The organism is Shewanella yunxiaonensis (genome assembly GCF_018223345.1).
GTDB lineage: Bacteria > Pseudomonadota > Gammaproteobacteria > Enterobacterales > Shewanellaceae > Shewanella > Shewanella yunxiaonensis.
Genome location: NZ_CP073587.1, coordinates 2820364 through 2833672 on the forward strand (window position 1 = coordinate 2820364; position 13309 = coordinate 2833672).

At 46.5% G+C, this 13309-nt stretch carries 11 protein-coding genes and 1 pseudogene; 2 read left to right on the forward strand and 10 right to left on the reverse strand.

Features of this window, described 5'->3' with window-relative positions; all coding sequences use genetic code 11:
- Window positions 1-360: a hypothetical protein gene (locus tag KDN34_RS12945; RefSeq protein WP_212594153.1), complete on the forward strand. Its 360-nt coding sequence runs from the start codon at window positions 1-3 to the stop codon at window positions 358-360.
- Window positions 361-862: 502 nt separating this feature from the next.
- Entirely contained in the window at window positions 863-1519 is a 657-nt protein-coding gene (locus KDN34_RS12950) for a hypothetical protein (RefSeq protein WP_212594154.1), read from the forward strand.
- A 433-nt stretch (window positions 1520-1952) separates the two neighbouring features.
- On the opposite strand, the gene KDN34_RS12955 is transcribed toward KDN34_RS12950, so the two are convergent.
- From KDN34_RS12955 to KDN34_RS13000, 10 genes and pseudogenes are all read right to left on the reverse strand, one after another.
- On the reverse strand, window positions 1953-2342 hold the full coding sequence (locus tag KDN34_RS12955) for an ABC transporter substrate-binding protein (RefSeq protein WP_212596716.1): 390 nt from the start codon (window positions 2340-2342) through the stop codon (window positions 1953-1955).
- 31 nt (window positions 2343-2373) lie between these two features.
- The gene (locus KDN34_RS12960) at window positions 2374-3186 is read right to left on the reverse strand and encodes a hypothetical protein (protein ID WP_109402156.1); all 813 of its coding nucleotides are present in this window, start codon (window positions 3184-3186) and stop codon (window positions 2374-2376) included.
- Window positions 3187-3422: 236 nt separating this feature from the next.
- A complete protein-coding gene (locus KDN34_RS12965) occupies window positions 3423-3683 on the reverse strand; it encodes a vWA domain-containing protein (RefSeq protein WP_099659518.1) in 261 nt (86 codons plus the stop codon).
- Window positions 3684-3829: 146 nt separating this feature from the next.
- Window positions 3830-5353, reverse strand: coding sequence for a hypothetical protein (locus KDN34_RS12970; protein WP_228730340.1), 1524 nt, complete (start codon window positions 5351-5353; stop codon window positions 3830-3832).
- A 99-nt stretch (window positions 5354-5452) separates the two neighbouring features.
- Window positions 5453-8563, reverse strand: coding sequence for a MobF family relaxase (gene mobF / locus KDN34_RS12975; protein ID WP_212594156.1), 3111 nt, complete (start codon window positions 8561-8563; stop codon window positions 5453-5455).
- Window positions 8560-10527, reverse strand: a complete 1968-nt coding sequence (locus tag KDN34_RS12980) for a type IV secretion system DNA-binding domain-containing protein (RefSeq protein WP_212594157.1) — start codon at window positions 10525-10527, stop codon at window positions 8560-8562. Before KDN34_RS12980 ends, mobF begins: the two co-directional genes overlap by 4 nt.
- Window positions 10514-10870 (reverse strand): hypothetical protein, encoded by a 357-nt coding sequence (locus tag KDN34_RS12985; RefSeq protein WP_010377289.1) that lies wholly within the window; start codon window positions 10868-10870, stop codon window positions 10514-10516. The genes KDN34_RS12980 and KDN34_RS12985 overlap by 14 nt, the downstream gene beginning before the upstream one ends.
- Before the next feature lie 11 nt (window positions 10871-10881).
- The gene (locus tag KDN34_RS12990) at window positions 10882-11274 is read right to left on the reverse strand and encodes a hypothetical protein (RefSeq protein WP_212594158.1); all 393 of its coding nucleotides are present in this window, start codon (window positions 11272-11274) and stop codon (window positions 10882-10884) included.
- Entirely contained in the window at window positions 11274-11738 is a 465-nt protein-coding gene (locus KDN34_RS12995) for a hypothetical protein (RefSeq protein WP_212594159.1), read from the reverse strand. The genes KDN34_RS12990 and KDN34_RS12995 overlap by 1 nt, the downstream gene beginning before the upstream one ends.
- A gap of 616 nt (window positions 11739-12354) precedes the next feature.
- Window positions 12355-13271: pseudogene (locus tag KDN34_RS13000) on the reverse strand (IS5 family transposase).
- Between the last annotated feature and the right edge of the window lie 38 nt (window positions 13272-13309).

Consider the following 13309-nt stretch of genomic DNA (forward strand, 5'->3'; position numbering starts at 1 on the left):
ATGAAATCTGTACTGTATGGCATCATCATTGCCTGCCCAATAACAGCCATCGTGATCTACTTTGCCTTAACTGGTAGGCAGGAAGTTCTTATCCAACAAAAAACACATGAAGTTCAACAACAAATTCGCTCGGAAGAGTTTCATCGTGACTTCTCCAAGGCCTGGGCTGAGTTTGATCTACCCAACCAGCATGATAAGGCCCTTCTCTCGTCGGAAAACGCTGAACGGAACGAGCGAATAAAACAGCTCAAAAAACTTCGCTCTCAGTTGGAAGCGGATAACGGTGAGTCAATGGATGACCTCAAAGGAGACTTAGCAGAGATGAGAAAAGCGTTAAAGGAATCCGCGCAGGAAAAGTAGTTGTAATACCATAGTGAATTTGACCACTTCATTACTGTTATATAAGTTATTTATCTGCTGCGGAACAGGGGGATTACGCCATGAAGCATCTTTTCTCCAGTTAGGTTACGCACTTAATTGTCCTATATGGACTCGGTTAGATTGAAGAATTGGTTGCCTTGCTAGGCATCCTCCAATGTCAGTGACCTAGAAAAATTGAAAAACCATAAAATATCAGTGAATATCACCAATTATCATTAAATCATCAGTCGCGTGATTTTTTGCCATTGATAGCATGTGCCTTGTACTTTTATACAAACAAGGAGACGACAAATGTCTAAGCAAAACAATCACAATTCAGATATGACTAACGCCAATAAGAGTACGTCTGGTACGAACAAGACTTACTCACAAAACCAAGGAAATCGAGGGTGGCAAATGAACCCTCAAAATCCGCAGAATGGCGGGAAGAAAAAATAAGTTGTGAAGGGGGCTTAATGCTCCCTTTTCTTTAAGGGGCTACATGGACAAGAGCAAAAACAGTAAGAAAAAACCGTTCAAATGGACAAGGGAACTTGTTCGGCTTGCCCTGAACGATGGATGGACGCAACAAGAGATTGCTGAAAAATGCAGAACACAGCAATCCATCGTAAGTGCATGGAACAAAGGTTCAAAACAAGGCACTGAACAACAACTGCTGCCATTGCTCAATATCTATGGCAACAAAATTCGTCGTAACAGTTTTAAAGTTTATTGGTCATTAAACACTGACACTATGGAGAAAACCTTTTACCGTGTTGAAGGAAAGGTAATTCTTAGCCAAGCATTTTATGATCCGCGAAGAGACCAACGAGGCAAACTGGTCAAAAAAGTTCCCGAACTAAAGCTTGTGATACACCATCAAGGTGCCGATCAGTTTCGCGTCATCAGTCAAAGTCGATTGACTTTCAGGCATACGAATGAAGAACTTGATCATAGCGTAGAGGATGCTGTTTGGAATTCACGGGTGCTCGAACCTGTAACGACGACGCAGCTTATCGATTTCATTGATCATTATTCCAATGAACAGTTAAGCAGATACCCAAGTGATGCTAATACATTGCCGTTTTTAATCAGACAATCTCTTTTAAACCATGGATTCCCAGTATCGGGTATTGTTGAATATCCTGCCGTTTGGTAGTGTGTAAATCCAACCCAAATGGAACGAGCGCCTAAAGCTCAAAATATCAGGCTAGTAGCCTGTTTGAATGTACTCCTACAGGGAAAGCCCCGCTAACTGCCTTTTGCAGTGGCGGCGCTAGCATTCTTTTCGGTATTCATGGCCGCCGCTTGAAATCAAGCTAAGTGAATGGGAAACCTATTAACTGAAACGCCGTCATGATAAACGGGTACGGGGTGGGATGACGCCCAAGCCGTCAGATATCTGGCCGCTTGGGCGTTTTTATTGTAATCAGGTGCCCAGTAAACAGCCCTGATTACTAGAACTGTTGTACCAACGACTTCGTGAATGCTGGCAGCAACAGGTAAGGTTTCAGACATAACCCTTTCAACGACTGTAGAGGTATTGTGGAGACCCATACCGCCACTAATGCCTAAGGTAAAGCCATCAAAGCTTATTTTGTCTTATCCGGTTTTAGCGCTACAAGTTCCTCTAATGGGCTTGGCCCTGTCAGTCTATAATTAATCACCGCCGGATTATTGTAACGAACATCAGAGAAGTCCAGATGTAATCCCACTTGGCTCTCTCCTGTTACATCCTCCAGGCAATGTCGAGATTCCATATCAAGAGCAGCCATATATTTCTCTTCATTACTTTGAGGGCCGAGCGCCATGGTAATGAGACAGTCTTTTCCATGCTCAATCTTGTAAGTAACATTAATAGTGTCACCACTTGCTGGGAACTTAGAAACCATAAGTGAAGCGTCGTTAATTCCAGGCTTTGTCGCACACCCAGCCAAAGAGAGCATAGATGCGGTTGCCACTGCTAAGATTGCTTTTTTCATTTCAGTTTCCTCATTTATTTGAATGTAATTCTCAACGACCAATTGACTGGTTTTTGTCGCGGTCGATTCTTTTTTCACTGTGTTGCTGGTGCTGAATTGACGATGCAGCTTGGCGTTCTTTTTCTCTCGATTGAGCCTGGGATATGGATTTTTGATGTTCTGGGCGAGGTTGATATTGGCTGTACTCTTTCTTGGCAGAATGAGATAGCTTGTTATAGGTACTAACTATCAGCTTATCAGCCTCCTTCTGTTGGCCGCTTTGTTCCAACCGTTTGGCATTGCTTATCGCATCTGACATCAGTTCATGCCGCTGTTCTGTTTTAACCTCTAGTCGAAGGCGGGATAACTCAACACCTAGCGCCTTTGTCATTTTCCCAATATCTTTTTTTAGCTCCTGGGCAGCTTGTTGCTGCTTAGCGTTATCTGACTCAAAAAAGATTTTCTGGATAGCCTTTGCAGCCATCCACACCATGGCTCCTGCTGCTTCAGTGAAAATATCGTTCTCCAGATAACCTCTTTGATAGTTAGAAAGCGTTTTAGATAGCCAGTTATCTTGAGTTGGTTTATCGAGCCCCATGCTTTCAACCTGCTTCATTAGCAACTGGACAGAATCAACAATTTTCATCTGCTGCTCAGATAGCTGTCGATACTGCTCATTCATGTGAGCATGATCAAAAACGCTAGTTTTAATCTGCTCATCTTTAATAGGATGACTATTCATACTTTGCACAATTGACTTAGCCGCCGATTCAAGCTGCCCAACCAACTTGTTAGGGTCAGAGACATCAGCTTTGCTAAGTTCTTGATAGAGCGCCGCAACTTTCGCTTTTTCGTTCAATTCCATTCCAGTTACCTCTTAATGACGATGTTTTACATGTAGATTTCCATTAACCCACTCTGCGCTAATGAAATTATTGGGCTCGGTAATGTGTTCAAAGTGGCTAGCTGACGCCTCTATATCTGCATGAAAGCGCTCGATCTCAGCCTGATAATTCCGAATTTCAGCCACAAGGTTGGATAGTTGAGAGTACAGATCAGGCTTGGGCTCTCTTCTGAAGATTTTTCTGAAAATACTGGTAATCATTGAGTGCCGCCTTGATACCAAGAAGCAATAGGTTCGAAGTGATCTCCCCACTCCATGATCTTCAAAAAGTCATCGGTGTTATCGACTCTGGCAAGTCCACAATATGTTTTCGTGTATCGACCATCGAGACACTTCAATACAGTGAAATGAAGAGGTTCACCAGACGCTGCTCTTGCAGCGGTTACGCCTCGTCTTTGATGAATGTGAGCATCATTTATTGGAAGTACTAATCCGTTAAGTTGAATCTCTGCCGCCATAGTGTCCTCATTTATCTCTACTCTCTTTGAGCTAATATTTTCTCAGGTGAGCAAGCGTTAGATGGCACGCCAAAGTGCCCAATTTGGACAAAAAGAAAGGGGCCATAGCCCCTAAACGAATGAGTGGAGAAGTTGAATTCGATGATCTAGCGTTTGTGTTCACCAGCTTCTATCTGTTCGCGAGAAAAGACTGTGGGACAACGTGACAGATCCGGTTTTCCATAACCATTTAAAGCCTCTGATCTGCTGCATATGTAGGCATCAAACCGACCTGCGGTTTGCATCATTTTTTCTTTGGCCTTCATTGACTCGCTTGCCTTTTCTAGGTAATCACAGGCAGGATAAGACCATGTTGCGAGTCCTGAATGGCCTGCCGCATATGTAGAGCAGGTTTCTCGCTCCGTGACTTTCTCTGTGTAACTTGCAATACCACTTCCTTTTTTCTGGAGTTGAGTCTGAATAGTTGAGTCGTGCTGGTACGGACCGGGATAGCTCCAATACGGCACCTGATAGTTGTTGAATGCAGGAGAGTACACCGACATAAACCCACGAAGACCCTCGCTTTCGCCAGCAATGTAATCAGCAATACGTTTCCAGTTACCGTCTGTCCATTTCAAACAATGGTAACCTCCATCCGCTTGACGAGGTTTAGCTCCCAGCGCGATAGCGAGCTCATCAATTTCGATGTCACTATCCTGGCTGCTATTATCTGTACCAAACGCTGCACACATACCACCCACGTGCATTACGGATATGACACTGGAGCGGCCTATGGCGTACGGTTTGATATCAAACGCATCAAAGTATCCAGTTCGTTGATAATTATAGAAGTTGGCAGCAATCATATTCATTGCTCCAGATCTGGATTGCATGTTTAACACATCACGAGACATTTTAAGCGCACTATCCCAACCAACTCGCGACGCCGCTGCCGCAATAAGGCTGCCCATCACATCATTATCATGAGCCGAGATAGTGTATTGAACAGATGAAACTGGAGTCCGCACTGCACAGTATTCGTAATATTCATTAAAGGCTAAATCCTTACGCGCTTGTGGAGCGGCTGTATTGTGCTTCACCAAGAATTTATCCAAGCTCAGTTCCTGACCGTTCTCCGTACACTCACTACCTCCGTTGATTAGACAACGCTCATAAAGCTCAACCGTGCTTTTGAAAGAGGCAACGTTGGTAAGCGCATAATGGTCGATAAAATCGTCTACTGAGAACAGTTGACCAGAATCATTGAAGCAATCATGGAATCCATACTTCATAGCCTTATCTGCTTCGTCGGAATAGCGATCTATTTTTGAAAAATTCACCTTCCTTTCTTTTTGGCGTCGCTCATCGTTGGCTGTACGAATGCGTTCTAGGGCTGCTGATTGATAACCCGGCTCTAGCAACGCCTCGGTCCAAGAGTTAAAGGTTTGCCACTCGGCACCTAAATTTGCCACCATCTTAGCTGCCGAGTTGAATGCCTCCTCACTGCCGAAGTCTTCCTGTCTGAATCCAACGAGTTTCATATCGGCTAGTGCCGCTTGTGTATCCGGATCTGTTTTTTCAATATTCTGGACCGACGTATCTGTCTTAGTCTTGCCGGCGATGTTAGGCATGGTCGCGGAGCAACCTGCCAGTGCAGTCATTACAACTATTGACGTAAAAAGAACTTTCACTTTTAGATCTCCCTTTTGGTTCTGTATCCATTCCATTTTCAAATAAAAGGGCAGTCTAGCCAGTACGCCAAACTGCCCTTTTTGGACAATAGACCGCAATTATCTAGTTAGACTGCGTTCACTGTCGCCTCTTGATATACCTTTAGCCTGAGATTTACCTGTTATCTGCGTTGACGAGCGTCCTGACTCTGGTTGTTGCCATAGCTTATCAATCAAGTGATCCAGCGGTTCCAGAGACTGGTAACGGCTTTCCTTAGCCGTCTGTTTTTGACCTGATCGTTGCTCTACAGCTCGAACCAGCCCTTCTTTTGAATCGGTATAGAGATACACGCGGTCCTTTGCTCTTGATATCTGCACATAGAACTGTTCCGTGTTCAATAAAGCTTCTCGGTTGGTTTCAGCGTGCACAAACACGTTCTGGGCTGTCTTACCTTGGGCAGCGTGAACAGTCATGGCGTAACCGTGATCCCAATGGGAATTAGCCAGCTTGGACATATCAAACTCACCAGTTTTACCATTTGAAAGTCTGAAGGTTACGTTCGTGCCTTCTATCTTCTCAACAGTGGCCGTGTCATTGTTCAATCGTCCAGTCGGCTTATCATTATCACGCCACACGATCTTCTCACCAACGGCCAAACCACTTTCAGTTAGTTCGAACAACTGGATGTTCTTGGCCGCATAGTTTTCAGGAGAGAAGCGAATCAGCTCAGCCTGCTCATTACCCCCCAACTTCTTCAATAAGAGATCGTGATTCTCTCGACCAACGACCTGATAATAGAGGCCCTGCTTGATGCCCTCACGCTTGAAGCTACGCGCAAACCGAACGATGCACCCATTTTGATATGACGTCACCATACGCCTTTCAGCTTCTGTTGCATCGACCGGTGATAGCTGGTTAGTACGCAGCTCTTCGCCCAGAGCATCTTCTTTTTTTAGGGCGTCACGAACTAATTCATTCGTGCGACGGCGGCCCTCACGGCTTGGTTCGAGGATAATACTTTTGGCTCGTTCATCCGGCGCAAGAGCCATGTAGTTCTTCACAAGCTCTTGTCTGCGGACTTCACCGCTTTTCTCATGGTCAATTTTTCCACTTTTCTTATGCGCGACCAATTCTTTTATCGTGCTGCCACTATCCTGTAACCGACTTAGAGCATTAGAGGCCCTTTTCATTAGGGAGAGGTATACCGCATCCCTTGTTCCTCGGTTCGTCTGCCGAACGATTTCTTCCAGATGGTAGGTTTCCATCCCGTGATTTTGAAGCTGCCTGAAAGCAGCCCCAGCTTCGACTGAGGCTAGCTGACGAACATCACCGGTCAATACGACACGAGCCCCCGATTGCCCCGCACGTTGCAAGAGGTCTCGCATTAGCTTGGTTCCTACCATGCTGGACTCATCCACAATCCAAAGTTGAGGAGTTTTTTCCAACATTTTTCCAAGACCGTCACGTTCTCCCTGTAACTCTGATCTTTCATATTGGAGTTCGTCGAGTCGTTTCTGATAGAGCGGCGAATTCTCGGGAATCCGAACCCCAGTCTTTTCATCAACATATGGATTGGAGAGGGCTTTTTCGATTTGCTCTAACCGCTTATCAATTTTATCGATCTGGGTATGAGTTTTCCGTTCTTGAACCCACTCGTTGCGGTTTTGTGCCAGAAAAGACTGAATTGTTCCAGACTGAATTTCAGCACCATCAATCAAACTCTGACCAGCAGAATTCGTAGGGGTAAGCCCCCTAACCTCATACCCCATATCCCTCGCGGTCTCAGCTACAGTTCGTAGGACGGAGGTAGTTTTAGCCGTACCTGCGAACCCTTGCACTCCAACGATCCGATTCTCTGTGAGCAGAATGCCCTCGGTAGCTCTCCGTTGGTCAGCGTTCCACTCATATCCCAATTCGTTGGCTTTCTCCTCGGCATTGGAAATGGCCACAGCCGCCTGTTCCCGGCTGCACAATGCCTGAACTCGGTCGCGGCCAAGGTATTCCTCCTTGATCACCTCATCCTCTATGGCGACGGCCGCTTTCGACGTATATCCACGCACATCAATCTCTTGCTTGCTGACCTTATCAAAGGTTCTAACCGACTTCTCTATGAGCTGACCACTGCCAATTGCAGCATCAATCGCATTGTTAACATCAGAAAGTAGTACTCGCGATCCGGCATAACGGCTAGCCTCTTTGACTAGATCGTGGTGCGTCCAAGATGTATCACGCTCTCCAAGGTGCTCAGTCGCCCACATGACGGCTTCGTTGGCTAATTGAACCCGCGCCAAAATCGTCTCGGATTGCTGCTCCAGGGATGGGATATTTTCCCGAGACTGAGCAATGACCCCTTCCAATTCTGCCAGCTTCTCTTCGCCCAATTCGGTATGCCAGCGATTCAGAAGCTCACCACGCTCAGCGGCGACTTTTCGATCCCGCGTGTCGAGCGTTGCAGTCTCCTTTTCCCCAGCCGTGGCCGTCTCGCGAGTCTTTCCCCTAGCCTCCAACGCATCTCCGATTGCCTCTGATCGTTTAGACAGTTCACGCACTGTATCTTTACTTACCCCTGCAATCTCCCAGATCCCATCTTTACCCTGGTGCTCTAGTCGAAAGCCCAGTGAACCAACCTCTTGAGCGAGAAATTGACGGTAGACCAGACCAAGGTGCTTTTGGTCAATGAAGATTGGTTTATTCTCCGTTGAGCGCCACTGGCCGTCATTTCGCGGTGTTAAGTTCATTACCACGCAGTGTGTGTGAAGCTGAGGATCAAGGGCACGACTGGTTGTGTGTTTGAAAGTGGCTGCGACCAGCGAACCTGTTTTCTCGTATTCAACGGTATCCTGAGTACGGTTGCGATTCCTTGTGACAATATATTCGCTCTCTATATGTTGAAGTACCGCTTGGACAGCCCGATCATGGGCTTCGAGAAGCCGTTTGTCACCTGCAACCTCTGCCAGAATAGAAACACTCTTAGGGGCCGAAAACGTAAGGTCGGTTCCTGGTTGATGTTTCCATTCGCCGTCACGGAAAGTGCCAACCTGTTGACCGTCAGGGAGCCGCCCATCCAGAAGTGATTTAAAAGTTTCCCGCTCCACCTCACCAACAAGACTGAGAGCCTCAGCTCCAGAGCCTACCCATGCGGAAGGAGATAGCCCGTCTACATAGTAGTCATCATGCTCAAAGTAATGACCGGCAGCTCCGGCACTTTTAATAGAAGACGCAGACATCATGATTTTTTGCCTCCTTTCCCAAGCAGGCCAAATACCAAATCATCATCCACTCCAACCGTTCCCAATACTGAATTTAGTTCCTGCTCTAAGTCACTTGGTATTGGCCTTTTAGACTCATCAACGTCCCGCTCATCGGAAAGCTCTTTCGGAACATAGCCAACATCAGCTTCCATTTTTAAGGCTCGTGCGGCATTGAGCAGGCGCATACCAACCGTCTCATTCTCATCACCTTGAATAAAACCGTCAGCGATCTTCGGAAGCCTCAAGAAAGGAATATCAATACGGGCTTTACTCTCCACGCCCCAAATTTTGGCAAAACAAGACAAATCAGGCAGGTCCATGATTTCACTGGGAAGCACAATTTTTCGGTTTTGACGTTTAGAACTGACCCGAACGCCGTCTCGAATGTCATCGGCGGAGTAGTTTAAGTCTTCATCAACTTCCTCACGCTCAGCTTCACCAAGCACCTTGGAGACCCATTCCGCAGTGTCGGCATTATTCAAACGGAAATGAAGCTGCGTGGAGCATAAGCCTAGTATGGTTTTAGAGGTGTTTTTCCCGAACTCTTCCTCTAATTGGTTTATTTCCTGAATACCCAAAATAACAGCGGCACCGAAGCCCCGCCCTTCAGCCATCAACATTGAAAGAGCAGGAATTTTTTTGAGGCTTGGTAGCTCATCGACAACAATCCAAAGAGTCCGCTCGTTATTAACCCCGCGTGCCATCAACCCTTTGGCCGCAGCTTGTATCCATGTCGAGATAAGCGGTTTCTGTATTTCTATTTCAGATTCTCGTACTGGTAAGAATAACCAACTATCATCGGCATTAGGTTCATCGCCTTCTGCTATCCAATCTCTTATTGAGAAAAACCCCTTTGTATTTTCTTCTTTCAGTAACCGCAGTGGTAAGACTCCATTAACTAAGGTTGACCGAATACTTGCTAACGTCTTCTCATTGCCTTCAGAAAAATGAGTTTCAGCCGGTGTCCCTGCTACTAATTCTGTTAATAGCTCTAAATCACTCCAAGCAGTAGCCCGCAAAAGGGTGGTTAAAGATCGGAAGCCATCCATATAGAGTTTTTGTAACACAGCGGAAAACACATGGCGCGGCGAGTCCCTAAAAAATGGATCACCTCCTTTAGATTTGTCCTCCGGAATGAGTGTCTCCGCTATCCAGTCTGCATCAAATGGTGAGGCCATTTCTTCCCATGGAGTCCATTGGTGTGAGCGGCTATCTGCCGGATTGAGTATGTGATCAATTCCGTCCCGATAGAACATCTCTACGAACTCGCCTTTTTTGTCATATACCACGGCTCGGTCTCCACGAGCGCGAATGGCTTTAAGCAAATGAGTTAGTGCTGTAGATTTACCGGCTCCGGTGGTGCCACTAATCAAGGTATGCTTTTTTGAAAATCCTGTGGGTAAAGGGAAATCGCCGAGGGTTAAATTAGAAATACCATGCTTTTCTACGATTTCTCCTTTCAACTTTTCGGCTGAAACGAGTTTTGCCCCTCGAATATATTTGTCTTCTTTGATTTCCTTACCTCTTTTAACGGCCTTAACAACAAGATAAACACCAATAGGCAAGTACAATACAAAGAGCGAACTGAAAGCCCATCCAAAGGATTTGAGAAGCTTAACAGCAGCGCCCTGGAATAGTGGTTCATTTATCACCACAGAGGATGGCAGAGATTCTCGCCCATCTAGGGCAACACAGGTTCCTACAGTTACGCTTGAAAATGGTTGTACTAGTCCCTTCAATTGTGCCCAAAGATATGTACTAGTGTTTTGCAAGACACATTTATCGGCGTCTACCCATAGGTATAACAGGCCCACGACAATCGCCAACAAAACACCAGGCAGAAATATCCAAATCCCGCTGAATAACAACATCTGCTGGCTATGAAGCCATGTGTCAGCACCACGAACAAAGTCACCGACTCGACCTTTTCTAATCGTTGCCATTTTCAGCACCTCCAATGAAATACTCTCGCAAAGCATTTGTGCGGGCTGAAATGACCTGTTTAGCCTCAGCCATTTCATCCTCAGAGCAGGTCTTTTTGAGCAGAAAATCGGTGGTTGCTACGTTGATCGACAGCAGGTTAATTAGCTGCTGATAAATCTCCTTCTGATCCACTTGTACATTTCTGATTTCGTGCAGTGTTGAGTCATTATTTAATGCCTGCTCAATCAAAGACACCGCCGTTTTACTAACTGTTTGCCCTGATTCTTTAGCTAGTTCCTTCAACAAAATATGTACTTGTCTAGGTGGATATATTTGTACGCGGTACGCCTTAGAAACTCCCATTGTAGTCCCCCTTATCCCTTATTCTCTTGCGTGCGACTCCTTTGCAACTCTGCATGTGCAGAGGCGCAGGGAGTCCCCTCAGAAGGCGCTACTGCGCCGGATGAGACAGACCACTCGCGGTGAGTGGGGTGTGGAGAAAAATCCGGGCGGAGCACGGCTTTTTCTTGCTGTGAGATGGGGTCCCCGAGCGCTAAGCTCGGGGTGATTGAAGAAAATAGTTCCGCTAGTTTTCTGGTAGAATATTCGCGTTGCTCTGCTGCCAAAAGTGCCAACTGAGAAGCTATGGTATTGATTGCATCAACGGCGGTACTAGATTCAGCAGCGATCTCTAATATTTTTAGATAGCTACTACCGCAGCAATGCAGGCAGGTATAAGGGTTGTTAAGACTAAATTGATTACGCATCACTTAGCCTCCTGCCATCGGATATCAATGGAATCACAGTTTGGTAAATTGAGCTCCGCCATTGATTCATAAGACCGACTGATGGCTGCTGGTTCATCTGGCCATAAACCATGTTTACCTTCATTTTTAGCTTTTAATGTTACTGAGCAAACAGGTCTCTTACCTCGATTATCCCATTGAAATTTAACTTCAGGATTAAGATACCGGCCATGAATCACTATGGAGTCACACTGATACTTGTAAATGGTATCCCGAATCTCACCAAGATCTTTCTTAAATTGATCCGAGTTGCCAGTATCGTGAGACACGATGCATGACTCATTTCCGTTTTTTTCGTCAATAACGAACAGGTCGCGGGCATTAAGGAAGTAGTGGTGCATCGTGATTGAATCAATGCTTTTGGTTGTACAACCAGCCAGCATACCGACAGCGACGAGCGCAGTAGTTAAAGTGATCAATTTCATTGGTTTATCTCCTGATTGATTAAAATCAGGATTATTTTTACTTAGAGGGGAGTCATTGTTGGCACGCCAAACTGCCCAATTTGGACAAATCGGTCACTTGGAAAAATGCCTGACATCACTCAAAAACCACCTGTTGATGGCTTTCTGATGTAGCACTGCCACAACTCTACTTGGTGGTCACCAAAATGCGACCTATTGATGGTGTTTCGGTTGCATTAACTAGAGTTCAGACAGCCTCCCCCCTCAGAGTCATCGAAAAGCCACCTATTGGTGGTGTTTCGGTGGCTATTGAGATAAACAACGAATGCAGTTTTTTTTTAGGATTCAAAAAACAATAGGTTGGGCTTAAGGAATGCACACAAGCCTAAGGGTAAATAGATTTAATCTTCAGGTCACAGATATCGGGATTTAATGGAAGGCTGTACATCATTTAGCTCGTCACTTTTCCTCTGCAAGTTAATTTGGGAGAAATGATGGTAAACATCTGGTCGAAAAAAGGCTTTTGCCCCAAAATCATTCAGATCTGACAGTGAGACAAGCTTCTTTTGGCAGTTATTGACGGCGTTGTTTCCTAAATCCGACAAGGAAACGCAGACCTCTAAAGGGCTGACTACCCTTAGCTGACCGCCTGGCGAACTGGCATGCCTAAGGTCAGAATTTTGTTCACGACCTTCACCCCTGCCAGGGCCTCGGCAACCTGGCCGTTGTAACTCCTCAGGCTGAGCTTCGGGCTGATGAGCTGCTTGTAACGCGACATCGCTGTTTCCGCTTTTGACCGTTGGTGATAGCCGCTTTCCCTTTTCCACTCGGCCAGTTGCCCGGCTTTCATTGCCGCCACGGCAGCGTTTAGTGGATGCCCGCGTTCCCAATACCCTGCCGTTTTGTGCGGCGGTATGGTTGCCTTAGCGCCCTTCATTTTCAGGAGTCGGTTGCAGGCTTTGCTGTCGTAAGCCCCATCAGCACTGACTTGGTGGAGTCGGCGGCGCAGCGGGTTTAACAGGCTAGGCAATACCTCGCTGTCACCGACGTTTTCCAGGCTCACTTCGGCAGCAATGGCCTCATGGGTTTGGCGTCTACCGTCAGGTGCAGCTTGCGCCACACCCGGCGCTGTTCCTGGCCGTACTTACGTTGTTTCCACTCGCCTTCGCCAAAGACTTTTAGGCCGGTGGCGTCGATAACCAGATGGGCCACTGCCCCTTTACTGGGTAGGCGGTACTGGATGTTGACCGTCTTGGCACGCTTGCTGATGCAGCTGTAGCTGGGGGACGTCAGTAGCAGTTTCATCAACTGACACAAGGAATTGATAAAGCCTTCCAAGGCCCGCAAGGGCAGTTTGAACAGTGCCTTGAGCATCAAGGCCGTCTCGATAGCGGTGTCACTGTATTCAAAGCCCCGCCCCCGCTTGCCGTGGTGTGCGGTGCAATACCAACTGGCGATGGCCGCCTTATCCATCCAAAAGCCTAGCAACGCTCGATTGATCAACGCGCGGTTGTACTCAGCCCAGTTACGGATTGGATGTTTGGCCTTGCCCATGGGTGCTCCCCTTCGATATGTCGAGGATCACAGTCTGG

What these genes read in the sequence shown, in the direction of transcription:
- KDN34_RS12945 (WP_212594153.1), top strand. Translation starts at nt 1, where the DNA reads ATGAAATCTGTACTGTATGGCATCATCATTGCCTGCCCAATAACAGCC.
- KDN34_RS12965 (WP_099659518.1), bottom strand. Translation starts at nt 3,683, where the DNA reads ATGGCGGCAGAGATTCAACTTAACGGATTAGTACTTCCAATAAATGAT.
- KDN34_RS12990 (WP_212594158.1), bottom strand. Translation starts at nt 11,274, where the DNA reads ATGCGTAATCAATTTAGTCTTAACAACCCTTATACCTGCCTGCATTGC.
- KDN34_RS12960 (WP_109402156.1), bottom strand. Translation starts at nt 3,186, where the DNA reads ATGGAATTGAACGAAAAAGCGAAAGTTGCGGCGCTCTATCAAGAACTT.
- mobF (WP_212594156.1), bottom strand. Translation starts at nt 8,563, where the DNA reads ATGATGTCTGCGTCTTCTATTAAAAGTGCCGGAGCTGCCGGTCATTAC.
- KDN34_RS12985 (WP_010377289.1), bottom strand. Translation starts at nt 10,870, where the DNA reads ATGGGAGTTTCTAAGGCGTACCGCGTACAAATATATCCACCTAGACAA.
- KDN34_RS12950 (WP_212594154.1), top strand. Translation starts at nt 863, where the DNA reads ATGGACAAGAGCAAAAACAGTAAGAAAAAACCGTTCAAATGGACAAGG.
- KDN34_RS12955 (WP_212596716.1), bottom strand. Translation starts at nt 2,342, where the DNA reads ATGAAAAAAGCAATCTTAGCAGTGGCAACCGCATCTATGCTCTCTTTG.
- KDN34_RS12980 (WP_212594157.1), bottom strand. Translation starts at nt 10,527, where the DNA reads ATGGCAACGATTAGAAAAGGTCGAGTCGGTGACTTTGTTCGTGGTGCT.
- KDN34_RS12995 (WP_212594159.1), bottom strand. Translation starts at nt 11,738, where the DNA reads ATGAAATTGATCACTTTAACTACTGCGCTCGTCGCTGTCGGTATGCTG.